Consider the following 23,391-nt stretch of genomic DNA (forward strand, 5'->3'; position numbering starts at 1 on the left):
GTATAAGCGACAGCACCCACCCCCGCCGCAGCAGCCGCCGTCCGGGGCGCCGTCGTCGTCCGCGGGCGCGGCCGCGGCCCCCAGCACGGTGAAGCCGGCGTCGGCGATCATGCTCAGGTCCGCCTCCGCGTCCTGCCCCTCGGAGGTGAGGTAGTCGCCGAGGAAGATCGAGTTGGCCACCTGCAGGCCCACGGCCTGCAGCGAGCGCAGGTGCATCTCGCGCCCTCCAGCGATCCGCAGCTCCTTGTCCGGACAGGCCAGGCGGACCACGGCGAGGATGCGCAGGCACTCGAGCGGGGTCAGCTGGACGTGCCCGGCGAGCGGGGTGCCGTCGAAGGGCATGAGGAAGTTGACGGGGATGGAGTCGGAGTCGAGCTCGCGCAGGGCGAGGACGGCCTCCGCCAGCTGCGCGTGGGTCTCCCCCATGCCCGCGATGAGGCCGGAGCAGGAGGACAGGCCGGCGGCGGTGGCGCGCTCCACCGTGTCCACGCGGTCGGCGTAGGTGTGGGAGGTGCAGATGGACTCGTAGTGGGACTCGGCGGTGTTGAGGTTGTGGTTGTAGGCGTCCACGCCGGCGGCCTTGAGGCGCTCGGCCTGGCCGTCCTTGAGCTTGCCCAGGCAGGCGCAGACCTCGACCTGGGGGTGCTCGTCCTTGAGCCGGCCGATCATCTCGGTCACGCGGTCCACGTCCCGGTCCGTGGGGCCGGTGCCGGAGGCCACCATGCACACGCGGGAGGCGCCGCCGGCGATGCCCAGGCCCGCCTGGCGCACGGCCTCGTCCGGCTTGAGCCACGTGTACTTGAGGATCTGGGCCTCGGTGCCGAGCCGCTGGGAGCAGTAGGTACAGTCCTCGGGGCACAGGCCGGTCTTGAGGCTGACGAGGTAGTTGACCTTCACGGTGCGGCCGAAGTGGCGCTCGCGCAGGCGGGACGCCGCGGCGACGAGCCGGAAGGTCTCGGCGTCCGGGGCGTCGAGCACGGCGACGGCCTCGGCGGCGATGAGCCGGTGTCCGGCCTCGATGCGGTCCACGAGCTCCTCGGGGTCGAGGGCGGGGGCGACGGCGGCGTCCTGGGCTGCGGTCATGGGAGGGCCTCTCCGGTGGGCGGGGCTCGGCCCCGGGTGGGTCTGACCCGAGGGACTCTAACAGTGTTCATTGAACAGCGTTCAGGAGCGCGGGACCATGACCCCGACGTCAGCGAGTGCGCCGGTCCAGAGGGGCCGGTGTCGAGATGCAGCGAAGAGTTCCAAAACGCGCCAATTGGATTCATACGCCCCAGAGCGCCTGGAACCTTGACATGCACGGAGGTGATGGTTCGGCTCTGTAAGGAGTGGGCGCTCCGCCAGCGGCAGTGCGAACCGCCAGACCAGTCGGACAGAGGGAGACCTTCGTGACCTCAGGGCATTGGCCGGCACCCACTCAGGGCAGCCCGGCCTGGACACGCCTGGCCCAGTGGACCGCTGACGGGCGCCACCTGCTCCACGGGTCGGGCACTTCCGGCCTGCTCCGCCTCGAACCCCGCGCGCCGCTGGACCACAGCCCCGACGACTGGTCCAAGCGCACCGCCGTGTTCGCCACTGAGGACCCCACCTGGGCCATCGCCTACGCCCTCCGGGCACCGGACTGCCCGCAGTTCCTTAACGCCTGCTTCTACCCCGGAGAGCGGGCAGGCGCCGCGAGCGACCGGCGCCTGTTCTACTCCTACGGACGCCGCCCCGACGGCACCGCTCCCGTGCAGGCCGGCACGGTCTACGTCCTCAATGCCGGAGCCTTCACTCGTCAACCGCCCTACCTGGACTCTGACATCGGTGCCGTCATCACCGAATGTCAGTGGACCAGCACCACCCCCGCGGACGTGGTCGACGCGGTGCCGGTCACCATGTCCGACCTGCCCGGCCCGCTCCCCACCCACAACCCAGACCTGATCCGGGCCCGTATGGCCGAGTCCTCAACGAGGTTCCCCTGGGGTGCGCCAGAGATGTCGCCTCCCCCGCGGCTGGCCTGAGGCACAAACGGTCGTTTTGAAGCGCCCTGGGTTTCGTTCCGAGGTCAGGACGCAACGGGCGCTGAATCCTGGTCGTGAGTGTAGGCCGCCTCGACCTCCACTGGAGTGCGGTAGCCGAGCGCTTCGTGGAGACGCTGCGTGTTCCACCAGTGCACCCACCCCATGGTGGCCAGCTCGACCGCCTCGACGGACTCCCAGATCCGCTTGGCGTGGATGAGCTCGGCCTTGCAGAGCCCGTTCACGGTCTCGGCCAGGGCGTTGTCGTAAGAGTCGCCCACGGTGCCCACCGAAGCGCTCACCCCGGCGGTGATGAGCGCGTCTGAATATGCCAAGCTGACGTACTGGCTACCCCTGTCACTGTGGTGCACCAGGCCCTGCCGGCCACGGCTGGCTCCCGTGCTCACGAGGGCGTGCTCGAGGGCGAGCAACGGCAGCCCCGCGGTGTGAAGGTTGCCCGAGACCGCCCATCCCACGATGCGCCGGGAGAAGACGGCGGTGATGAAAGCGACTCAAGCAGAACCCGCCCAGGATCCTGACGTAGGTGATGTCAGCGACCCACAGCTGGTTCGGCCGCTGGGCGGTGAAGCAGCGCTCCACGAGGTCAGGACGAGCATCCGGCTCATCTGCCGGCCTCGTGGTGATCGGCGTGCGTCCGCGCCGCACCCCTTCCACGCCGGCGAGCTTCATCAGTCGGGCGACCTGGTCCCGGCCGATCTCCCACCCGGCGAGGCGCATCGCGTGGTGCATCTTTCGGACACCGTAGACGCTGTAGTTCTCCGCGTGGATCCGGCGGAGTTCCTCCACGAGGATCCCGTCCCGCAGCGTTCTCGAAGACCTGGGTCGTGTCTTCGCGGCGCGGTAGCCGCGGGAGGTGATGAACCCACATTCCGTCGCACGCAGGGTGCGACAGATGGCCTCGACCCCGAATTGATCGCGGTGTTCGTCGATGAACGCGATCATCTCGTCGTGGGGCGGTCGAGTTCCCTGGCGAAAAAAGCCTAGGCGGCTTTGAGGATCTCGTTCGCGCGCCTGGCTTCAGCGAGCTCACGTTTGAGGCGCTTGTTCTCCTGCTGCAGATCTTCTCCCGCCGGCGCCTGGGTGATCTCGTGGCCGTGGCGGTTGCACCACATGCGCAGGGTCTCCTCGCCGACGCCGAGCTGCGGGGCCACAGCCCGGATCGAGTGTGAGCGAGGGCCTCCCTCGGCCACTTGGCGCTCGAGGACCATCCGCACAGCGCGCTCACGCAGCTCGGGGGTGTACTTCTTGGGCATGTTCCGATTCTCCTTCAGTTGGATCGGAACGAAACCCAGGGCGCTTCAGTCGGGGTTGTTCGAGGTGCTGCATCACCGGGCGTGGGAGCGGGCCGGGCATACGGGTGGTTTCGATGATCGGAGTCCGGTGGTGTTGGACAGGCGTCGGGCGGTGGCGCCGAACACGCCGCAGGAGGACCTGCCGCGTGATCCCCGCGGGGCTTCGTCGTCGTCGGGGGAGCGGCTCAGTCCCTCGCCTCCACCGAGCGCAGCACGCGCGGCCCCGTGGTCAGGAGCAGCCCGCCGAGGATGTTCAGGGGGATGACCCACCAGATCCACCCCAACCAGTCGAGGTAGTCGATGCCCGCGGCCCCGGAGTGGATGGCGCCGAACATGATCACCGAGTCCAGCACCGAGTGGAACAGCGAGCCGCCGCCGAGCACCACGGCGCCGGCCACGGCGGCCGCCACCCTCGTGGGTGCGTCCTCGGCGCCGGCCTGCATCCGGGTCATCAGGGTGATGGCCGTCCCCGCCAGCAGGGCCAAGGCGGCGCCCTGCCAGCTCAGGCCGATCTCGAGGAAATGGTGGGCGGTCTCGGCCAGGTCCGGGTGGAGCTGGGGGAACGCCAAGGCGATCAGCCCGACCGTGACCCAGCCGCCGAGCAGGTTCGTGGCCAGCGTGACGCCCCACAGCCGCAGCAGCTCGAGCCAGGTGCCCCGGCCGTCGACGATGGCCATGATCGGGTAGAAGAACCCCTCGGTGAACAGCTCGGAGTGCGCCAGGAACAGGGCGATGAACCCCACTGAGAGCGCCACGCCCGCCAGCAGGTGGCTGCCGGTCTCGTGCAGGGCGAGCAGGTACGCCAGCAGTCCGATGGTGATCTCCACCCCGCCGAGGAATCCGGTGGTCAGCAGGGCCGGCCACGAGCGGTGCAGCCGGTCGGCCCCCTCCTCGGAGGCCTCTCCGTAGGTCTTCTCGACCGGCTCCTCGACGTCGTCGTCGGCCCGCTCGTGCTCCGTCCGGCCCTCACACCCGTTCCGCGGCGGTCATCGGGTGCCGCCCGAGCCAGTCGGCGACCTTCGCGTAGGCGTCCCGACGCGCGGCCTCCTGGGAGAGGAACACGTCGTGGCGGGCGCCGGGGACCTCGACGACCTCGACGTCCTTCCCCAGCGACGGCGCCCGCGCGGCGATCTGCGTGACGTCGAGGACGACGTCGGCCTTGTGGGTCTCCTCCGAGAAGGTGCGCGAGAAGTGGCTGCGGTCGGAGTGCAGGACGAGGGTGGGGACCCCCACCTCGACGCCGCGGTGCACGCGGGCATGGCCGCGGCGGACCGCGCTGAGCCAGCCGGCGGTCACCGGGAAGGCGGCGTCGGGCTTCAGCTCCAGGTCGTAGTCCCACTCTCCGCCGTGGCTGACGTGCAGCGACTGCCCGTACACGCCGGCGGCCATCTCGATGGGATGGAACGGGCGCACCCGGGCGAGCGTGTGGAGCCCGGTCGTGAAGGCGCGGGTGCGCATGGCGGGGCGGCCCTGGAGGTCGAGCCACGGGCTGTTCAGCACCAGGCCGACGATGCGCCCGGTGCGACGCTCGCGTCGCCGCCGGTCGAGCCAGAGGGGGGTGATGAGCCCGCCGGTGGAGTGCGCCACCACGAGGAGCGGCTTCTTGGGGTTCTCCAGGGTGATGACCTTGACGGCACGGTCGAGCTCGAGGTCGTACTGGCGCAGGTTCGAGGCGTAGTGGCCGTGCTGCTCGGCCACCCGGGCCCGGCCGCTCTTGCGCAGGTCCAGGGCATAGAAGGCGAAGCCCCGGGCGGCGAAGAAGTCGGCCAGCTCGGTCTGGAAGAAGTAGTCCGCGAAGCCGTGCACGTACAGCACGGCTCCCCGCACGTCCTCGCCCGCCCGGGGGACGCGCCGCACCAGCACCGCGCGCACGTCGCCCTGACCGTCCGGGTCGGGGCCGAGCTCGAAGACCGTCTGCTCGTAGCCCTCGCCGAGGATGTCGGGCTGCCACTCGACCGCGGCGCTCATGCGCGGGCCCCCGATCCGGAGCCGACGAGCTGGTCCGTCGCCGCGGCGCCCGCGGCGCTCGTCGCCACTTCGCCTCGCGAGGCGCCGTCCGCGGCGTCCGGGCCGGACGGCGTCGCCCCCGACCCCGCGTCCGCGAACCTCAGGTGCTCGTCCACGACGGCGGCGCGGCGCAGGGTCTTGACGTCCTGGAAGTAGTCCATCGACATCAGCCACGGCGCGGCCGTGCCCTGCCTGGGCATGGAGCCCAGGGCACGCTGGACGTATCCGGCGCCGAAGTCCAGCAGCGGACGCGTCTCCATGTCGGGGTCGGCCACCGCCCACACGGCGTCGTGGCCGTGCTCGTCCATGTAGCCGAGCATCCGGCAGAAGTACTCGCACACCAGCCCGATCTTCAGCGTCCACGACGAGTTCGTGTAGCCGATCGCCATCGCGAAGTTCGGGATGCCGCTGAGCATCATGCCGTGGTAGGCGACGCTGTCGGCGACGTCCACGGGTTGGCCGTCGACGGTGAGGTCGACGCCGCCGAAGAGCTTGATGTTGAGCCCGGTCGCCGTCACGATCACATCCGCCTGCAGCTCCTGACCCGACTCCAGGAGGATGCCGGTCTCGGTGAACGTGACGATCCGGTCGGTGACCACGGAGGCGTCGCCGCTGCGGATGGCCCGGAAGAGGTCTCCGTCGGGGACGGCGCACAGCCGCTGGTCCCACGGGTTGTACGGGGGGTTGAAGTGCTCGTCCACGGGGAAGCCCGCGGGCAGGCGCTGCTCGTTGAACCGTCGGATGGCCTTGCGCGCCGGGCCGGGGAACTTCTGGGCGAACGTCCAGATGGCCCGCTGCTTGACGATGTTCTTGCGCCGGGCCAGCGCGTGGCCCCGCTCGTCCCCGAAGCGGCGCCGCAGGCGGATGGCGAGCTTGTCCTCGCGGGGGATGGGCATCACGTAGGTGGGGGTGCGCTGCAGCATGGTGACGTGGGCGGCCTCGTCGGACATCGAGGGCACCAGGGTGACGGCGGTGGCGCCGCTGCCGATGACCACGACCTTCTTGCCCTCGTAGTCCAGGTCCTCGGGCCAGTGCTGCGGGTGCACGATCTGCCCCTGGAAGCGCTCGCGGCCCTCGAAGTGGGGGGTGTAGCCCTCCGCGTAGTCGTAGTAGCCGCCCGCGGAGAACAGCCAGCCCGCGCTGAAGAGGCGCTGCTCACCCGTCTCCGCGTGCTCCACCGTCACGAGCCAGCGGGCGGTCTCCGACGACCATTCGGCCCCCACCACGCGGTGATGGTAGCGGATGTGCTGCTCGAGGTCGTTCTCGCGGACGGTCTCGCGCAGGTAGTCCAGGATCTGTGAGGCGTCCGCGATGGACTCCTCCTCGCGCCAGGGCTTGAACTCATACCCTAACGTCGTGAGGTCGGAGTCCGAGCGGATGCCGGGGTACCGGAACAGGTCCCAGGTGCCGCCGGAGGCTCCCCGGCCCTCGAGGATGACGAAGCTCTTCTGCGGCAGCGTCCTCGTGAGGTAGCAGCCCACGCCGATGCCGGAGAGGCCGGCCCCGACGATGAGGACGTCGACCTGCTCGACGGCGCCGAGCGGCGCGCTCTCGGTGTCGGGCATGGATGGATGCGGCATGGTGTCTCCTGGCGGTTCGGTGCGTGGGCGCGGAGGGCCCCACGGCGTTCGATGTCTTATGTGTCACAGTCTCCGACGCCGCCGCGTCCACGGATAGGGCGATCCGCCCCTGATCATTGAGCCGCGTGGTGCACAATGCCACTATGACCGAGCCGTGGCCGGCCCCCTCGCCGCCGGTGCGGCGCCTCCTCCGCCAGGCCGCCGAGCTCGCGCTCCGGCCGCGTCCGGAATGGACGGCCGACATCGACGCCGCGGCTCTGGCCGGCACCCGCATGGAGGTCATCGCCGCGGACCCGGTCCTCGCGGAGGGCATCCGCCGCACCACCACGGCCAACCTGCTGCACTGGGCCGCCGCGAACGTGAAGGCGCCCGGCCGGAGGGTCCCGCCGAACCTCGAGCCGGACAACCTGGAGACCGCGCGCGACCTCGCCCGGCGCGGCCTGGGACGGACCGCGCTGGACAGCTACCGCACCGGCCAGAGCCTGGCCTCGCGGCGCTGGATGGCGATCTGCTTCGAGCTCACCCAGGACCTGAGCCTCCTCCACGAGCTCCTCGACGTCTCGCTGCTGTCCATCGCCACCTTCATCGACGACACCCTCGACGCCGTCTTCGCGGTCCTCGAGGCCGAGCGCGATCAGCTCCACCGCGGCAGCCATGCTGAGCGCCGGGCCGTCGTCGCCCGCATCGTCGAGGGGGCGCCCATCAGCCGGGCGCGTGCCGAGACCCAGCTCGGCCACCCGCTGACCGGGCCGCACGTCGCCGCCGTCGTGTGGACCACCCTGGAGGGGGACCCCGCCGCGCTCGAAGCGGCCGCGGAGGCGCTGGCCCAGGCCGGCGGGACGGCCCGACGGCTCACCGTCGTCGCCAGCTCCGCCTCCCACTGGCTCTGGCTCCCCCTCGCCGCCGCGCCCGCGGTCGACGACGTCGCCTCCCGGCTGGCCGGGCACCCCGAGGTGAGCGTCGCCATCGGGCGCCCGGGCCATGACGTCGTCGGGTTCCGCCGCAGCCATCTCGACGCGGCCGCCGCCCAGCGGATGATGACCCGCCTGGCGTCCCCCCAGCGCATCGCGCGGTACCAGGACGTCCAGCTGGTCGACGTCCTCACCGCCGAGCCCGTGCGGGCGGACGGGTACGTCACTGACGTCCTGGGAGACCTCGCCACCGCGGCCCAGGAGATCCACGACGCCGTCCTGACCCTCGTGCAGGAGCGGTTTAACACCTCGCGCACCGCCGAGCGGCTGCACACCCACCGCAACACCGTCATCCGGCGCCTCGCCCGCGCGGACGAGCTGCTCCCGCGGCCGCTGGCCGAGAACCCCGTCGACGTCGCCGCCGCCCTGCAGGTCCTGCAGTGGCGCGGGGCACGCTGAGCCGTCTCGGTCCGGTGCCCGTGGCCCGACGGGGGCTCCCGCCGCTGCGGCTACGCTCGGGGGCATGACCGCCGCCTCCACTCCGTCGCCGTCCCCGGTCGTCTGGCGCTTCCGCGGCCACATCCTCGGCGTCGGCACCGTGGAGGGCACCCGGATCGTCGTCGGGGTCTGGCCGGACTCCCCGCTGGGGTCCTTCGCGGACGTCATGGTCGAACGCGCGGACGGGCACCGGCTCCTCCTCGCGCCCACCCCTCAGGTCGCCGACTTCGTGACCGCCACCTACCGCTTCGACGAGGTGCGCATCGCGCCCGTCACCGCGGACCTCACCGCCGGCGCCCTCACCGTCACGACGCCGTCGCTCACCCTGACAGCGCACCTGGGCCGACGCCGGCCGCTGGGCTGGGCGCTGCGCCTGGTCCCGGCGTCCGTGGCCTCCCATCCCGCGTTCTGCGCGCTCTCGGACCCGATCGCCCGCGTGGTGATGCCCGGGGTTCGCACGCGCGGCACCGCGGGGCAGGGCCGGCGCGAGTTCTACGGAGCCACGGACGTGCGGGACGTCGTCGGCATCGGGGCCCGCTGGGAGGGGCAGGACCTCGGGGCGCTGGCTCCGGTGGACCCGCCCACGCGCTTCGGTTTCTCGTCCACGCCCCGCCGGCCCGCGCTCACCCGCGTGGTCACCACCATACGCGGCGCCGCCGGCGGCGCGGGGCTACCCTCATGACCATGAGCACCACCGACGAATCCGTCCACGTCCGCCCGCTCCGCGCCGAGGACGCGGCCTGGGTCTAGCCCCTCTACGCCGCCAACAGCCGGGACGCGCTCACCCCGGAGCAGCGCGCCGAGCACGGCTTCGTCCAGGGCCGGATGAGCGCGCAGGCCCTGCGCGCCCGGCTGGACGGTCCCGGCAGCGTCGTCGCCGAGGTGGACGGCCGCCCTGCCGGGGTGCTGCTTACCTCGCCCGCCGAGAGCGCCCGGGGACGCGGGGTGCTGCGGGCCGTGGCCGAGCACGTGCTCACCGCCACGGCTGCTGCCCACCGCGCCGCCGTCGCCTTCGTGGAGGACGAGAACACCGCCTCCATGGCCGCGCACACCCGGCTGGGCGGGGAGCCGGTCGGCCGGTTCGAGCACGAGGGCCGCGGCTTCACCGTGCTCACGCACGCCACCACCGGCACGGGAGCGTCGGCGTGAGGGCCGCGCTGCCGGTCATCGCCATGGCGGTCGGTGCCGTCGCGTTCGTCCTGGCGGTCGTCCTCCGGGGAGGCGCGGGGGACGTGCTCTCCGTGCTCGGCCTCGTGCTCATCGGCGTGGGTGAATCGCCCCGGGTTTGTTAGAGGCTCGTAAGTGCCGTCCCGGCGGGCGCCGGCACGGGGTTCTCATGATGGTAGACGTCCTCGAACTCGACCGGAGGGACCAGCCTGATCTCGCCGTGCGCACGACGATGGTTGAACCAGTCGATGTACTCCGCGACCGCGATCTCCAGGTCCTCGATGGACTTGAATGGCCCCTTGTTCCGGATCAGCTCCGCCTTGAACAGCGAGTTGAACGCCTCCGCGAGGGCATTGTCATACGAGTCCCCCGTCGTGCCGACTGAGGCGACTGCGCCGGCCTGGGCGAGCCGCTGGGTGTATCGCACGGCGACGTACTGGACTCCTTTATCGCTGTGATGCCGTAGCCCGGCCACGTCGTGGCCTGCACGCTGACGCGTCCAGAACGCCATCTCGAGGGCGTCCAGGGCCAGGTCCGTGCGCAGCGACTTCGACAGCTGCCAGCCCAGCACCCGTCGGGAGAACACGTCGATGATGAACGCGGCGTACACCCATCCGCTGAAAGTGCGGCAGTAGGTGATGTCAGCGAGCGTGTGCACGGCGAGATCGGGATGGTTCCTCCGGTCGAGTTCGAGGACGTCTACCATCATGAGAATCCCGTGCCGGCGCCTGCCGGGGCGGCACTTACGAGCCTCTAACAAACCCGGGGCGATTCAAGGTGTGGCGAGGGCCTGGCTGAGCAACCACCACAGCAGCCACACCCCCGGCATGAGGGCAAGACCCGTGCTCAGGTGACCCACTGTCGCCCAGGGGAGCGAGATGACTTCCGGGGCACCGCCCCCACCCGACACCTCGTCGGATTCCGTTCGCTGGCGCTTCATCACTTCTCCCTCACCACCCCGGCCACGTTCTCGACCACACGCAAGCACCACCTGCACAGTGCAACGACGGGACTGGTGTGCGATCAGGTGCCCGCTGGATCGGGCCGCCTGCCTGACGTCGGACGGGACCGGGACACGACGCCGTCGGTGACGTCGGAGGCGCAGGAGAAGGCGTGCCTTCCCGTAGCGTGGCCGTTCGCTGCGGGGCCGGCCGGGGATCTGCTCGGCTTCGGTAGTTGCGCCTCGCTGTGGAGGGAGCTTCGTCGATGACGGTCATCGGGATCATCTGGCTCAGTGTGCTCACCCTGGTGAGTGGGGTGGCCGTGCGCGGCCTCCTGCAGAACGCGGCTGCGCGAGAGGGCGGGTCCAAGGGCGGCTCCACGGCGGTGCTGTGGTTCCTGCTGGCTCTGGCGTTCCTCCTCACCACCCTGCCGTCTGGAATCGACCCGTTCCGGGCCGCAGGCCTCCATCTGGGGGCAGCCGCGCTCATCGGCTTCGTCCTCGACGTCCTGACGCGCGGTTCTGCCGGCCGGGCGGCCTGATCCCACCCTCCGTGTGGTCACGGCGTCGTCGGATCGAACCTGACAGGTCAGCGTCGGCGCCGCGGTGGGCGGCATGCACCACCCCCGCGAGCGCCGTGTCGCGTCCCGCACTCGGATGCGCCCGCCCGCGCCCTCACTCCGCCAGGAACTCCAGCAGGATCCGGTTGAACTCCTCGGAGTGGCTGATGCTGAAGCCGTGCGGGGCATCGTTGACCAGTTCGACGCGGCTGCCGTCGATCGCCTTGTGCGTCCGCTTGCCGGAGCCCTTGAACGGCACGATCTGGTCGGCGTCGCCGTGCAGGACCAGGGTCGGCACGGTCACCGCCGGCAGGTCGCGGCGGAAGTCGGTGGCTCCGAACGCGTCCATGCAGGCCAGCGCAGCCGTCTGGTCGGACTGCAGCGCCATCCGGATGGCCTCCTGGCGCTGCTCCTCGGTGACCTTGAGGCTGCTGGTCAGGCCGGCCAGCTTGGGGGTGGAGAAGAACGTCGTCGTGAAGTCGTCGAAGAACGACTCGCGGTCCTTCTCGAGGCCCGCGCGCATCTCGGCGGCCTGCTTCTCGGTCAGCGGGCCGTCGGGGTTGTCGTCGGTCTTCAGCAGGTACGGGGGCACCGCGCCGGCGAACACCACCGAGTGGATCCGGTCCGCGCCGAACCGGGACATGTAGCGCGCCACCTCGCCGCCGCCCATCGAGAAGCCCACGAGCGTCACGTCACGCAGGTCGAGCTCGGTGAGCAGGCCGTGCAGGTCGGCGGTCATCGTGTCGTAGTCGTAGCCGCCGGCGGGCTTCTCCGAGGCGCCGAAGCCCCGCCGGTCGTAGGTGATGACGCGGTAGTGCGGGGACAGGGCTGCGACCTGGTCCTTCCAGGAGTCGAGGGTCATCGGCCAGCCGTGGATGAGGACCACGGGACGCCCGTGGCCGGCCTCCTCCACGTTCAGCCCGATCGTGCCGTGGTCCGTGGGGATCTGCATGAGGGTCATGCGCGTCTGCCTTCCTGTGCTCTCTGGGGACGACGGCGGCGCTCAGCCACCGCTTCCTCCTCACGCTAGGCATGCGCTCGGCGCGTGTCAGGCTTCGGTCTCCGCCATCCTGCGCAGCGTCAGCGCGTTGAACGCGGCGTGGCCGTGGTTGTCGTTGTTGAAGTAGACGTAGGCGGGCCGTGCGCCCGCCGCGTCCCCGGCCGGGCCGCCGTCGTCCGCGCCGGTCAGCTCCCGCAGCCGCCCCACCCAGGGGGCGAGCTCGGCGTCGGAGAACGATCCGCCGTAGCGCCAGTCCGGGTCCGCGTTGTGGAAGCGCACGTAGGCGAGGCGGCCGGTCGCGCGCAGCACCGGCTCCCGCCCGGCGATCACCGAGACCACGAACCCCGCCCCGTGCCGGTCGAGGAGGTCGAACACGTCCTCGTCCAGCCAGGACTCGTGCTGGACTTCCACCGCCACGCGCACCCGCTCGGGCAGCAGGCCGAGGAACCCGGCGAGTCGGTCGTCGTCGCGGTGCAGGTGGACCGGCAGCTGCAGCAGCAGCGGCCCGGCGTGGTCACCGAGCAGGTCCAGGGTGTGCACGATGCGCTCCACCCAGTCCTGCGGCTCGTTGAGCTTGCGGTAGTGGGTGAGGTAGCGGGAGGCCTTGACGGCCATCTCGAAGCTGGCGGGCAGACGCTCGCGCCAGGCCTCGACGGTGCTGTCCGCCGGCCAGCGGTAGTGGGAGCCGTTGAGCTCGACCGTCCGGAAGCGCTCCGTGTAGTGGTCGAGCTGGTCAGCGATCCGCAGCCCCTGCGGGTAGAAGGTCCCGCGCCAGTGCTTGTAGGTCCAGCCGGAGGTCCCGATCCGCACGTCCATCCCCCGACGATAGCCCCGGCCCGGGTCCCCGGGTCTTGCTTTGACCCGCCGCGGCAGGCGTAGCGTCCCGCTGATCATCGCGGTGGCTCAGAGGTACGACCGGAAGATGGGCATCGGCTCCCTGATCGCCACGATGCTCCCGTCCTCGATCGCCTTCCTGCCCGCGTGCACCGGCATGGTCATCGGCTGGAGGTGGCTGGGCCTGCCGCTGGGCCCGAACGCCCGGTCCAGTACACACCGTGACCGGCCCGGTGCCCGCCCGCGACCCGGGCGCCCGTCCACTACTGTGACAGGAATGGACACGACGCGATTCGACGACGACCTGCGCGCGATGCTCGGCGAGGTGGAGTCCGACCGCCGCGGCGAGCCCTCCGACTACCTCGAGGACGTCGCCGGCCAGCATGTGGACGGCCTCGCCGTGGCGGTGTGCACGGTGGACGGCCACCAGGCCGCCGCCGGGGAGACCGAGCACGCCTTCGCGCTGCAGTCGGTCTCCAAGGCCCTCACCTACGCGGTGGTGCTGCAGGAGATCGGCCTGGACCACGTGCTGGAGGACGTGGGCGTCGAGCCCTCCGGTGAGTCGTTCAACCACCTGTCCCTGCACGACGACGGCCGGCCGTGCAACCCGCTGATCAACGCCGGCGCCATCCTGGTCCACTCCCTCCTGCCCGCCGGGGACGAGGACGAGCGGACGGCCCTGCTGCTGCGCCGCTACAGCGCGCTGGCCGGCGTCGAGCTGGAGGTCTGCGAGGACGTCCTCGACGCCGAACGCACCCGCGCCGACCGCAACCTGGGCCTGGCCCACCTGCTCGCCGACGCCGGCCGGCTGCCCATCTCGGCCCGCGAGGCCGTGGCCGGGTACCTCGCGCAGTGCTCGGTCCTGGTCACCGCACCCCAGCTGGCCGTCATGGGCGCCACCCTCGCCGCTGGCGGCACGAACCCCGTGACGGGGGAGCGGGTGCTGGACGAGTGGGTGGCGCAGCAGACGATGTCCGTGATGCTCACCTGCGGCATGTACGACGCCAGCGGCCAGTGGGTGGCCGAGGTCGGCGTGCCCGCGAAGTCCGGCGTCTCGGGCGCGCTGCTCGGTGCCGTGCCCGGGGCCCTGGGCCTCGCCGCGTGGTCGCCGCGCCTGGACGAGCAAGGTAACTCCCGGCGTGGCATCGGGTTGTTCGAGGGGCTCAGCTCGCGCTGGGACCTGCACGTGCTCCAGCACCGTGGCGCCCTGCGCGGCCTCAGCGGGCCCCGCTGACGCCTAGCCGCCGCCAGGGCCACGCCGACGACGCCGCGCCCCGTCCCTTGTCACCCTCTGACGCGCGCCGCGTAGCATCGGGCCCATGACCACTCCAGAGAAGAAGGACGACGCCCCCGCGATCCCCGTGCAGGACTCCCAGCTGGCCCACGACGACCCGCGCACCCGCCACCCGAAGCTCCACATCACCAAGCAGCGCCAGCCCGAGCCCGGCCTGGACGTGAAGACGGATCCCGTCCCGGACATCGGTCTGGACTCGTACCGGGGGACGGGCCGGCTGACCGGCCGCAAGGCCCTGGTCACCGGCGGCGACTCCGGCATCGGTGCCGCGGTCGCCATCGCCTACGCCCGTGAGGGCGCGGACGTCGCCATCGCCTACCTGCCTCAGGAGCAGCCCGACGCCGACCGCGTCCTGGCGACGATCGAGGCCGCCGGGCGCACCGCCGTCGCGTTGCCGGGCGACCTGATGGACGCGGACTACCGTGCCGCCCTCGTGGACGAGGCGGCGCAGCGCCTCGGCGGCCTGGACATCCTCGTGAACAACGCGGGCAAGCAGTTCATCTCCGATGACCTGACCGATCTCACCGACGAGCAGGTCCACGAGACGTTCCAGATCAACATCATGTCCATGTTCACGCTCAGCCGCGCCGCGCTGAAGCACATGGGCCCGGGCAGCACGATCGTGAACACCACCTCGGTGCAGGCCTACAACCCCAACCCGAGGCTCCTCGACTACGCCGCCACCAAGGGCGCCATCAACAACTTCACCAAGGGCCTGGCCGAGCAGCTCGGCCCGAAGGGCATCCGTGTCAACGCGGTGGCGCCCGGGCCGATCTGGACGGTGCAGCACGTGTCCTACGGTGAGCCCGAGGAGAAGCTGCCCGAGTTCGGCCACAGCACCCCCATCGGCCGCGCCGGCCAGCCCGTGGAGATGGCACCCGCCTACGTGTTCCTGGCCTCGGGCGAGTCCAGCTACGTCAACGGTGAGACCCTGAACGCCAACGGCGGCACGCCCACCCCGTGACGCCCGACGGCCACGGACCCAGGGAGGACCGCGCCTGATCGGTCGGGCGGTCGCGACGGCACTACAGTGGCCGCCGTGACCGCCCGACTCCTCGCCGACGTCGACACCGGCATCGACGACGCCTGCGCCCTGCTCCACCTCGTGGGCGCCCACCGCCTCGGCGCCGGCCCCGAGCTCGCGGCCGTCACCACCACGGGCGGCAACGCGACCGCCCGGGACTGCGCCCTCAACACGGCCGCGGTGCTCGACCTGGCCGGCCGGGCCGACGTCGAGGTGGCCGTCGGTGCCGAGACCCCGCTGCGCCGCCCTGCGGTCACCACCCCGGAGACCCACGGCGACGGCGGTCTCGGCCATGCCCGGATCGTTCGACACCCCGAGCGGCTCTCGCCCCGGCCCGCCGTGGACGTGTGGCTGGACGAGCTGCGGGCCCACCCCGGGGAGACGACGATCCTCTGCACCGCGCCGCTGACGAACCTGGCCCTCGCGCTGCGCGCCGAGCCGCGCCTGCCGTTCCTCGCCCGCGGCATCGTGATCATGGGCGGCTCCTTCTATCATCCGGGCAACACCACGCCCACCGCCGAGTGGAACACCTGGGTGGACCCGGACGCCGCGAAGGAGGTGTTCGCGGCCTTCGAGGGACTGCCCGAGGACCGCCTGCCGATCGTCTGCGCGCTCGAGACCACGGAGCGGATCGAGTACACGCCGGCCCTGCTGGACGGACTCCTGGCTGACGCCGGGGCCCGTCCCGTCGGCTGGTCCGCGGACCGGCTGCGGGTCGCCGGACCGGACGCCGCGACCGGCAGCCCCGTCCTGGACGTGCTCACCGACGCGCTGCGCTTCTACTTCGAGTTCCACCACGACTACGACCAGGGCTATATCGCCCACCTGCACGACCTCTTCGCCGCCCAGGTGGCCGCGGGCCAGGCCCGGATCGCCACGCGGGCCACCGTCGTCGACGTCGAGGTGGACTCGGAGCTGCTGCGCGGCACCACCGTCCACGACACGCGGGACATCTGGGGCAGGCGCCCCAACGCCCGGCTCGTCACGGCCAACGACCCCGCGGAGGTGTTCGCGGCCTTCGCCCGCGCGGTAGGCGCCGTCGTCGCGGGGGAGCGCACGCCCGACGGCGGCGCCCCGGCCCGGTGACCGCCGTCGGGAATGCCGGCCGCCCGCGCGAGGTTGCACCCGACGCATCCGCCCGACCCCGACCTTCCAGGAGCTCCTTCATGACCAGCGTGCCCACCGTCCCCTTCCACGACGGCCAGCAGATCCCGCAGCTCGGATTCGGCGTGTGGAAGGTCGAGGACGGCGTCGCGGCCGACGTCGTCGAGCAGGCGATCCGCGCCGGCTACCGCCACATCGACACCGCCGCGATCTACGGGAACGAGGAGGGCGTGGGCCGCGGCATCGCCGCCTCCGGCGTCGCCCGCGAGGAGCTGTTCCTCACCACCAAGGTGTGGAACTCGGACCAGGGCTACGAGGAGGCGCTCGCCGCCCTCGACGTCTCGCTGGACAAGCTCGGCACCGACTACGTCGACCTCTACCTCATCCACTGGGCCAAGCCGGCGCAGGGGAAGTACCTGGAGACGTGGAAGGCCCTGATCGAGGCGCAGAAGCAGGGCAAGGTGCGCTCGATCGGCGTCTCCAACTTCCCGGCCGCCCAGCTCGAGGAGATCATCGAGGCCACCGGTGTGGTGCCCGTGATCCACCAGGTCGAGACCCACCCGTACTGGCAGCAGCGCGAGCTGCGCGAGGTCGAGGGCCGCCACGGCATCGTCCACGAGTCCTGGTCCCCGCTCGGTCAGGGCGGCGACCTCCTCGCCGACCCCGTGGTCACGGAGATCGCCGAGGCCCGCGGCGCGACGCCGGCCCAGGTGGTCATCGCGTGGCACCTCGCCCACGGCTTCGTGGTCATCCCCAAGTCCGTGACGCCCGAGCGCATCGTCTCGAACCTCGAGGCCGCGGGGGTGGAGCTGACCGCTGACGACGTCGCCCGGATCGACGCCCTCGACCGCGAGGACGGCCGCCTCGGCCCCGACCCGGCGGTCATCGACTTCTGATCCAGCCGCCACCGCGCGCACCCGGCCCGTCCCCCTGGGGGCGGGCCGGTGATAGTTTTGCTCGAGAATGCCCGGCGGCCGCCGCGCCGCCCGGGCGCATCTGTCCAGGCACCCCACGGAAGGCATGCACCATGTCCCACCAGGCTCCCCCCGCCGATGCGTCGAAGGCCCGTGCGCCGCGGACCGCCGTCCCGGTGACCCCGCAGACCCGCGCGAGCTCGCTGACCGACCTGCTCGGCGCCGCCGTGCGCCTGTTGCCCCTGCAGATGAAGGACGAGCTCGCGCTCGCCAAGGGACACGTGGCCGCGAAGGGCAAGAAGGCCGGCATCGGCGCCGGGGTCGCGGTGGTGGGCCTGTTCTTCCTCGCGCTCATGGTGGTCGCCCTCGTGGTGACGCTGATCGGCGCCTTCGCCGACCCGACCTTCTGGTTCCCGGCGCTCATGGTGGCGCTCGCGTTCCTCGTGCTCGGCCTGATCTTCGCCGGCGTCGGCCTCGTGATGGTCAAGGGCGCCATGCCGCTCGTGCCGCAGGAGACCGTGCGCAACCTCGAGTACGACCTCGGCTACCTCAAGGAGGGCAACGCCTTCGACCCGGCCGAGTACGACCGCCTCAAGGCGGAGCGCGCCGAGGCCAAGCGTGTCGAGGCCGCCCGCGAGGCCGAGCGGAAGAAGGTGGAGAAGGAGGAGAACAAGAAGGCCCGCAAGAACGGCGAGGCCGCTCCCCACCCGGACCGCGACGACGCCACCGAGGCCGAGATCCGTCGCCGTGCCGACCTGCGCCGCCGCCACCTGGGCGACATCCGCTCCGGCCTGGACGAGAAGACCAGCGTGAAGGGTCAGCTCGCGGCCTTCGCCGCCCAGCGCAAGGGTCGCGGGGTCACCCCCGAGACCACGCACGCCACTGAGCAGACCGCGCCGTTCACCGGTGCCGCCCGCGCGGGGGAGCGGACCGCCGAGGCCGAGGACTACGTGAAGGACAACTGGCAGCCGCTCGCGCTGCTCGGAGCCTCCTCCGCCGCGTTCGTGGCGCTCGCCGGCCGCCTGCGCCGCCGCTGACCCGGGGGGCGCCCGCCCTCCCCAGCCCCCGAGGCCCCGATCCCCACGGATCGGGGCCTCGTCGTCGGCGGGCAGGGGCGACGGCGTCGGTAGGCTGGGCGTGTGGGGCGCCCGGCGGGGGCGTCCGCCCGCGGACCCTGGAGGAGTGACCCGTGCGTGTGATCGACGTCGGCCTGCGCGAGGGCCACGAGTACCGCGTCCGCGACACCTGGCTGACCGTGCCGAACCTCATCACCCTGGCCCGCTTCGCCCTGGTCCCGGTGTTCGTGTGGCTCACCGTCGACGGCCGGCACCTGGACGCGTTCGTGATCCTGGCGGTGCTCTCCGGCACGGACTGGGTGGACGGCTACGTGGCGCGCCGGTTCGACATGATCTCCACGGTCGGGCGATGGCTCGACCCGGTGGCGGACCGCCTCTCCCTGCTGGTGGTGGCCGTGACGTTCGTGGCCACCGGCATCGCCCCGCTCTGGCTCGCCCTGGCCATCGCGATCCCGGACGTCGTGCTCGCCGCCGTGTGCCTGTGGCTGTTCGGCGGCAGCCCGGACCTGCCGGTCACGGTCCTGGGCAAGGTGCGCACCGCGCTGCTGCTGGTGGGCACGCCCCTGCTCCTGCTCGCCCGTGTGCCGGGGGTCGACGGCGGCCCGTGGAGCGGCGTGGCCCTGGCTCTGGTCGGCGCCGGCTGCCTGCTGCACATCCTCGCCGCGGGGGACTACCTCGTGCGCGCCGTGGGCAAGGCCCGGGACCTGCGGGCGGACGGTCAGGACCCGCGCGAAGAACCGTCCCGCCGGGGCTGACCCTGGCGCATGGTCGTGCCGGCGCCGACGGTTGCTACCGTGGGACGCGCGCCGTGCCCGCGGCCGATCCTCACGGCACGGGCCGGACGTCGTCGTGCCATCGCCACCACAGAGAGGGACCGCCGTGTCCGACCGTCCCGGGACCGCCGCCGACCGCCCCCTGAAGGTGCTGATCGCCGCAGACACCTATCCGCCCCACGTCAACGGGGCTGCCACCTTCGGCCACCGCCTCGCCACGGCGCTGCACGCGCGTGGCCACGAGGTCCACGTGGTGATGCCGCGCACCGAGGCCGGCCCCGACACCGTGGAGCACCGGCCGGAGGCCACCGTGCACCTGCTGCGCTCCCTGCCGGCGCCGACGCACGAGTACTACCGCGTGGTGCTCCCGCGGCACGCCAAGACCTCCTTCCGCCGCATCTACCGCGAGGTCCAGCCGGACGTCGTGCACGCCCAGTGCCACTACATGATCGGCGAGGCCGCCATCAACGAGGCCGAGCGGCGCCGCATCCGGATCGTCTCCACGAACCACTTCATGCCGGAGAACCTCGAGCCGTTCCTGCCGTTCCCGCAGTGGTTCCTGGACATCGTCTCCCGGGTGTCGTGGAAGGACATGGGTCGACTCATGGGCAAGGGCGCGGTGGTCACCACCCCCACGGCCCTCGCCGCGCAGGCCATGGCCGAGCACGCCGGCCTGGACAACGTCCTCCCGATCTCCAACGGCATCGACGCGAGCGCCTACGAGCTGCAGCCGGGGGAGAAGGTGGACCATCCCGGCCATCCGGTCGTGCTCTTCGTGGGGCGGCTGGCCGTGGAGAAGAACGTGGAGGTGCTGATCCGTGCGATCGCACACCTGGCCCGCACCCGCCCCGACCTGGACGTGCACGCCGAGATCGTCGGCGACGGCGAGCAGCGCGACCGCATCCGTGCCACGGTGGACGAGGAGGAGGCGGCCGACCGCGTCCTGCTGCGCGGCCACGTCTCCGAGGAGGAGCTGCGGGCGGCCTACCTGCGCGCCGACGTGTTCTGCCAGCCGGGCACGGCGGAGCTGCAGTCCCTCGTGACCCTCGAGGCGCTCAGCGCGTCCACCCCGGTGGTCCTCGCGGATGCCCTCGCGTTGCCCCACCTCGTGGACGAGGGCGTCAACGGCCATCTCTTCCCGCCCGGGGACCACGTGGCCCTGGCCGAGCGGATCGCCCGGATCCTCGACCTCTCGGGCGCGGAGCGCGCCGCCATGGGCGAGGCGTCCCACGCGAAGGCCCTGCACCATTCCGCCCAGAAGACGGTGGACATCTTCGAGCGCCTCTACCGCGGCGCGACGGCCGCCGAGGTCCGCGCGATGCTCTGAGCCCCGTCGGTAGGATGGGCGGGTCCCGCGCGATGCCGCGGGGGAGGGGCGTTAGCTCAGTCGGTCAGAGCAGGGGACTCATAATCCCTGGGTCGCGGGTTCAAGTCCCGCACGCCCTACGAGGAACGGCCCCTGACCGCGCGGTATGGCGCGGGCCGGGGGCCGTTCGCTTGTCTGGACTACGGGCAACACTACGGTCTACTGGGACGGACGACCCGCGGGAGGTGTCCAGTGAGGTCGGGCCGGGGCGTGAGGCGCACGTGGTGCCCCGGGTGGTCGGATGTGGCGCCCCTGAATCTCAGTCATACCTGGGATTGGAAGCGCGCCAAACGAGTTTGGGCAAGGAAGTTTTGGTCAGAGCATGAAGCCGTGTTGACGGCCTGTCAGGGGGATTTGAGGCTTGAGAATAAGCCCGTATCCTGACGCCATGAGCGACACTCCGAAGCCCCAGATCGCCGACCCCGCCCTTCCAGGTGCCGTCGGCGAGCCCACCGTCCAGAACCTCCCCTCCGGCTACCGCTACGGCGTCACCCGGTATGCGGACGTGATCCTGGCCAACTCGTTCCCCACGCTCTTCTCCGAGATCGTGAACTCACTGGAGAAGTTCCGGATCGACTTCACCGGCGACATCGTCGTCGGAGGCGGCGGCCGGGCCAAGCACACCGCCCGGTTCGATCAGTCCCTCTACGACCAGGGGTGGAACAAGCACAACGTCGAGATCGAGAAGCTGATCGACCGGACGCCCATCTTCAAGACCCGTAGCCACGAGATCGACGTGTTCAAACTCGGAGAGGACGGGTGGTATCCGGGCGTGGCCGTCGAGATGGAGTGGAACAACAAGGACCCCTTCTACCACCGCGACCTGAACAACTTCTCGGGCCTCCACAACGAAGGCGTCATCGCGGTGGGCGTGATCGTCACCCGGGGTCCCAATCTTCAGGCGCGGCTCGAGCGCGGTGCTGCCGGCCAGCACTACCCCGGCTCCAAGTACGGCCGGTCCACCACCCACTGGGACAAGCTCACCCCCATCGTGAACCTCGGCGGTGGCGGCCAGTGCCCCCTCCTGCTGGTGGGGATCGAGGACGAGCGGGTCGACGGATGGCCCCCCGGGGTCTGACCGTTCCTCCACAATCGGGGCCTCGGCTTGCGCCGGGGCCCCTGGTCTGTAAAGATCTACTTACGGAAGTAGATCTTTTAGGGAGACCATGATGACCGCTCAACCGCTACGTCCCAACGACGCCATCGCACCCTTGCCAACCGTGCCCGGTGGCTTCAAGACGGTCATGGCCGACCCGCCGTGGCGGTTCCAGAATCGTACCGGCAAGGTGGCCCCCGAGCACCGCCGACTCGACCGGTACTCGACCCTTAGCCTGGACGACATCTGCGCCCTGCCCGTGCAGGACGTCGTGGCCGACGACGCCCACCTGTACCTGTGGGTCCCCAACGCCCTATTGCCCGACGGCATGCGGGTCATGGAGGAGTGGGGCTTCCGGTACGTGTCCAACATCGTGTGGGCCAAGCGGCGCAAGGACGGCGGCCCAGACGGCCGGGGCGTGGGCTTCTACTTCCGCAACGTCACGGAGCTGATCCTCTTCGGCGTCCGAGGCCGCATGCGCACCTTGCCCCCGGCGCGGTCGCAGGTGAACATGATCGAGACCCGCAAGCGCGAGCACTCCCGCAAGCCCGACGAGCAGTACGGGCTGATCGAGGCGTGCTCCCCCGGACCCTACCTGGAGATGTTCGCCCGCCAGGCCCAGCCGGGCTGGACGGCCTGGGGTGATGAGTCCGGCGCGGACGCCACCCCGCGCGGACAGGTCCACAAGGGCTATGCGGGCGGGGCCATCGAGGCTCCGTTCGTGGAGCCTCACGTTCGTCTGGAAGAGGCCGTGGCGGATGCGCTGGCCGAAGACCTCAAGAGCAAGTACGAAGCGGGTGCGAGCGTACAGGAACTGGTGGAGTCCACTGGCTACTCGACCACCCGCGTGCGTGGCCTCCTCAAGAAGGCCAACACTCAGATGCGCCCTCGTGGTCGTAAGGCCAAACAGGACGAGGTGCTCTTCGCGTAATCCCTGGGTCGCGGGTTCAAGTCCCGCACGCCCTACGAGGAACGGCCCCCTGCCGCGCGGTATGGCGCGGACCGGGGGCCGTCGTCGTGCCGGTGCTCAGTAGCGGGCGGCCACGGCGAGCATGTCGGACTTCATCATGGACGTGGAGGTGAACACCAGGCCCGCGTCCTCGTTGAGGGCGTGGGCGAGCTGACCGCCGCCCATGTACATGGCCACGTGGTAGATGCGGCCGGTGGACTGGTTCGCGTAGAACACGAGGTCGCCGGGCTGGGCCTGGGAGATCGGCACGTAGGACTTCGCGGCGAGGTACTGGTCGCCGGCGCGGCGCGGGATGGAGATGCCGGCCTGGGCCATGGCCTGCTGGGTGAGGCCGGAGCAGTCGAAGCCGGAGGGGCCGTTGCCGCCCCACGCGTAATAGGAGGACGGGTTCCGGACGGCGGCGCGCACGTAGTCGACGGCGGCCTGCTTGGACGCGGGCGCCGACGCAGGGGCGACGGCGGGGGCGCTGGAGGTGGAGACCGAGGTGGTCTTCAGGACCATCCCCGGGTGGAGCATGGTCGAGGAGGTCATGCCGTTGATGGACTGCAGGACCGAGGCGGACACGCCCGTGCGGGAGGAGATGATCCACCAGCCGTCGCCGGCCAGCACGGTGTAGGTCGATCCCGAGGTGGACGACGCCGGGGCCGGGGCCGGGGCGGCGGTGCCGGAGGTCTTGAGGACCATGCCGGGGTGCAGCACGGTCGCGGCGGTCATGCCGTTGAGCGACTGCAGCGTGGACATGGAGACGCCGGTGCGCTGGGCGATGATCCACCAGCCGTCGCCGGAGCGGACGGTGTAGGTGGTCTCGGCGGCCTGGGCGGTCTCGGCGACGGACACGGTGCCGACGCCGGTCAGGGCGGCGGCTCCCAGTGCGAGGGCCACGGAGGCGGCGGCGGTGCGGGGGGCGCGACGCGAAGCGGCGCGCGAGGAGGTCACGGACATCGGATCTTCTTCCCGGACAGGA

General features: G+C 71.4%; 21 protein-coding genes, 1 tRNA gene, 2 pseudogenes and 1 other annotated feature. Of the genes and pseudogenes, 15 read left to right on the top strand and 9 right to left on the bottom strand.

Annotation, left to right across the window (positions count from 1 at the left end):
• Nucleotides 1-1,083, bottom strand: a 1,083-nt coding sequence (gene bioB, locus J1M44_RS06215) for a biotin synthase BioB (protein WP_206480765.1), incomplete at its 3' end; no start/stop codon positions are given.
• A gap of 305 nt (nucleotides 1,084-1,388) precedes the next feature.
• Here bioB and J1M44_RS06220 point away from each other — a divergent pair.
• A complete protein-coding gene (locus tag J1M44_RS06220; RefSeq protein ID WP_002856206.1) occupies nucleotides 1,389-2,003 on the top strand; it encodes a hypothetical protein in 615 nt (204 codons plus the stop codon).
• Nucleotides 2,004-2,047: 44 nt separating this feature from the next.
• On the opposite strand, the pseudogene J1M44_RS06225 reads toward J1M44_RS06220, so the two are convergent.
• The 4 genes and pseudogenes from J1M44_RS06225 to J1M44_RS06240 all read right to left on the bottom strand — a co-directional run bounded on the left by J1M44_RS06225 (nucleotide 2,048) and on the right by J1M44_RS06240 (nucleotide 6,885).
• A pseudogene (locus tag J1M44_RS06225) lies at nucleotides 2,048-3,274 on the bottom strand (IS3 family transposase).
• Nucleotides 2,901-3,002: a sequence feature (AL1L pseudoknot), on the bottom strand. (Overlaps the previous pseudogene by 102 nt.)
• Before the next feature lie 224 nt (nucleotides 3,275-3,498).
• Nucleotides 3,499-4,209 (bottom strand): annotated as a pseudogene (locus J1M44_RS06230) (formate/nitrite transporter family protein); the annotation flags it as partial.
• Between the two features lie 70 nt (nucleotides 4,210-4,279).
• A complete protein-coding gene (locus J1M44_RS06235; RefSeq protein ID WP_002856199.1) occupies nucleotides 4,280-5,281 on the bottom strand; it encodes an alpha/beta hydrolase in 1,002 nt (333 codons plus the stop codon).
• Entirely contained in the window at nucleotides 5,278-6,885 is a 1,608-nt protein-coding gene (locus tag J1M44_RS06240; protein ID WP_206480766.1) for a flavin-containing monooxygenase, read from the bottom strand. Before J1M44_RS06240 ends, J1M44_RS06235 begins: the two co-directional genes overlap by 4 nt.
• A gap of 158 nt (nucleotides 6,886-7,043) precedes the next feature.
• On the opposite strand from J1M44_RS06240, the gene J1M44_RS06245 reads away from it, so the two are divergent.
• The 3 genes from J1M44_RS06245 to J1M44_RS06255 all read left to right on the top strand — a co-directional run bounded on the left by J1M44_RS06245 (nucleotide 7,044) and on the right by J1M44_RS06255 (nucleotide 9,458).
• Nucleotides 7,044-8,270 (top strand): PucR family transcriptional regulator, encoded by a 1,227-nt coding sequence (locus J1M44_RS06245; RefSeq protein WP_100069106.1) that lies wholly within the window; start codon nucleotides 7,044-7,046, stop codon nucleotides 8,268-8,270.
• A gap of 64 nt (nucleotides 8,271-8,334) precedes the next feature.
• Nucleotides 8,335-8,991 (top strand): hypothetical protein, encoded by a 657-nt coding sequence (locus J1M44_RS06250; protein WP_049161051.1) that lies wholly within the window; start codon nucleotides 8,335-8,337, stop codon nucleotides 8,989-8,991.
• A 143-nt stretch (nucleotides 8,992-9,134) separates the two neighbouring features.
• Nucleotides 9,135-9,458, top strand: coding sequence for a hypothetical protein (locus tag J1M44_RS06255; protein WP_144824582.1), 324 nt, complete (start codon nucleotides 9,135-9,137; stop codon nucleotides 9,456-9,458).
• A 139-nt stretch (nucleotides 9,459-9,597) separates the two neighbouring features.
• Here the strand turns inward: J1M44_RS06255 and J1M44_RS06260 are convergent, their stop codons facing one another.
• Nucleotides 9,598-10,185 (bottom strand): IS3 family transposase, encoded by a 588-nt coding sequence (locus J1M44_RS06260; RefSeq protein WP_206480767.1) that lies wholly within the window; start codon nucleotides 10,183-10,185, stop codon nucleotides 9,598-9,600.
• A gap of 497 nt (nucleotides 10,186-10,682) precedes the next feature.
• Here J1M44_RS06260 and J1M44_RS06265 point away from each other — a divergent pair, with 497 nt between their 5' ends.
• Entirely contained in the window at nucleotides 10,683-10,958 is a 276-nt protein-coding gene (locus J1M44_RS06265; protein WP_144824183.1) for a hypothetical protein, read from the top strand.
• A gap of 133 nt (nucleotides 10,959-11,091) precedes the next feature.
• On the opposite strand, the gene J1M44_RS06270 is transcribed toward J1M44_RS06265, so the two are convergent.
• Nucleotides 11,092-11,937 (bottom strand): alpha/beta fold hydrolase, encoded by an 846-nt coding sequence (locus tag J1M44_RS06270; protein WP_144824184.1) that lies wholly within the window; start codon nucleotides 11,935-11,937, stop codon nucleotides 11,092-11,094.
• Nucleotides 11,938-12,024: 87 nt separating this feature from the next.
• A complete protein-coding gene (locus J1M44_RS06275; RefSeq protein WP_144824345.1) occupies nucleotides 12,025-12,786 on the bottom strand; it encodes a DUF72 domain-containing protein in 762 nt (253 codons plus the stop codon).
• A 46-nt stretch (nucleotides 12,787-12,832) separates the two neighbouring features.
• Here J1M44_RS06275 and glsA point away from each other — a divergent pair, with 46 nt between their 5' ends.
• The 10 genes from glsA (at nucleotide 12,833) to J1M44_RS06325 (ending at nucleotide 22,388) form a co-directional block, all read left to right on the top strand.
• Nucleotides 12,833-14,044: a glutaminase A gene (gene glsA / locus J1M44_RS06280; RefSeq protein WP_227448660.1), complete on the top strand. Its 1,212-nt coding sequence runs from the start codon at nucleotides 12,833-12,835 to the stop codon at nucleotides 14,042-14,044.
• A gap of 85 nt (nucleotides 14,045-14,129) precedes the next feature.
• Nucleotides 14,130-15,068, top strand: a complete 939-nt coding sequence (locus tag J1M44_RS06285) for an SDR family oxidoreductase (protein WP_060774779.1) — start codon at nucleotides 14,130-14,132, stop codon at nucleotides 15,066-15,068.
• A 75-nt stretch (nucleotides 15,069-15,143) separates the two neighbouring features.
• Nucleotides 15,144-16,214: a nucleoside hydrolase gene (locus tag J1M44_RS06290; protein ID WP_144824185.1), complete on the top strand. Its 1,071-nt coding sequence runs from the start codon at nucleotides 15,144-15,146 to the stop codon at nucleotides 16,212-16,214.
• Between the two features lie 80 nt (nucleotides 16,215-16,294).
• Nucleotides 16,295-17,128: an aldo/keto reductase gene (locus tag J1M44_RS06295; protein ID WP_144824186.1), complete on the top strand. Its 834-nt coding sequence runs from the start codon at nucleotides 16,295-16,297 to the stop codon at nucleotides 17,126-17,128.
• 131 nt (nucleotides 17,129-17,259) lie between these two features.
• A complete protein-coding gene (locus J1M44_RS06300) occupies nucleotides 17,260-18,183 on the top strand; it encodes a phage holin family protein (protein ID WP_144824187.1) in 924 nt (307 codons plus the stop codon).
• 152 nt (nucleotides 18,184-18,335) lie between these two features.
• A complete protein-coding gene (locus tag J1M44_RS06305) occupies nucleotides 18,336-18,977 on the top strand; it encodes a CDP-alcohol phosphatidyltransferase family protein (RefSeq protein ID WP_049159423.1) in 642 nt (213 codons plus the stop codon).
• A 124-nt stretch (nucleotides 18,978-19,101) separates the two neighbouring features.
• On the top strand, nucleotides 19,102-20,322 hold the full coding sequence (locus J1M44_RS06310) for a glycosyltransferase (protein ID WP_144824188.1): 1,221 nt from the start codon (nucleotides 19,102-19,104) through the stop codon (nucleotides 20,320-20,322).
• A 45-nt stretch (nucleotides 20,323-20,367) separates the two neighbouring features.
• Nucleotides 20,368-20,441 (top strand) — tRNA-Ile (locus tag J1M44_RS06315).
• Between the two features lie 308 nt (nucleotides 20,442-20,749).
• The gene (locus tag J1M44_RS06320) at nucleotides 20,750-21,439 is read left to right on the top strand and encodes a BglII/BstYI family type II restriction endonuclease (protein WP_144824189.1); all 690 of its coding nucleotides are present in this window, start codon (nucleotides 20,750-20,752) and stop codon (nucleotides 21,437-21,439) included.
• 142 nt (nucleotides 21,440-21,581) lie between these two features.
• Nucleotides 21,582-22,388, top strand: coding sequence for an S-adenosylmethionine-binding domain-containing protein (locus J1M44_RS06325; RefSeq protein ID WP_260840772.1), 807 nt, complete (start codon nucleotides 21,582-21,584; stop codon nucleotides 22,386-22,388).
• Nucleotides 22,389-22,484: 96 nt separating this feature from the next.
• Here J1M44_RS06325 and J1M44_RS11865 read toward each other — a convergent pair whose 3' ends face one another.
• Complete coding sequence (locus tag J1M44_RS11865) at nucleotides 22,485-23,369, bottom strand: C40 family peptidase (RefSeq protein ID WP_144824190.1); 885 nt, start codon at nucleotides 23,367-23,369, stop codon at nucleotides 22,485-22,487.
• Between the last annotated feature and the right edge of the window lie 22 nt (nucleotides 23,370-23,391).

Source organism: Micrococcus sp. KRD128 (assembly GCF_017168395.1).
GTDB lineage: Bacteria > Actinomycetota > Actinomycetes > Actinomycetales > Micrococcaceae > Micrococcus > Micrococcus luteus.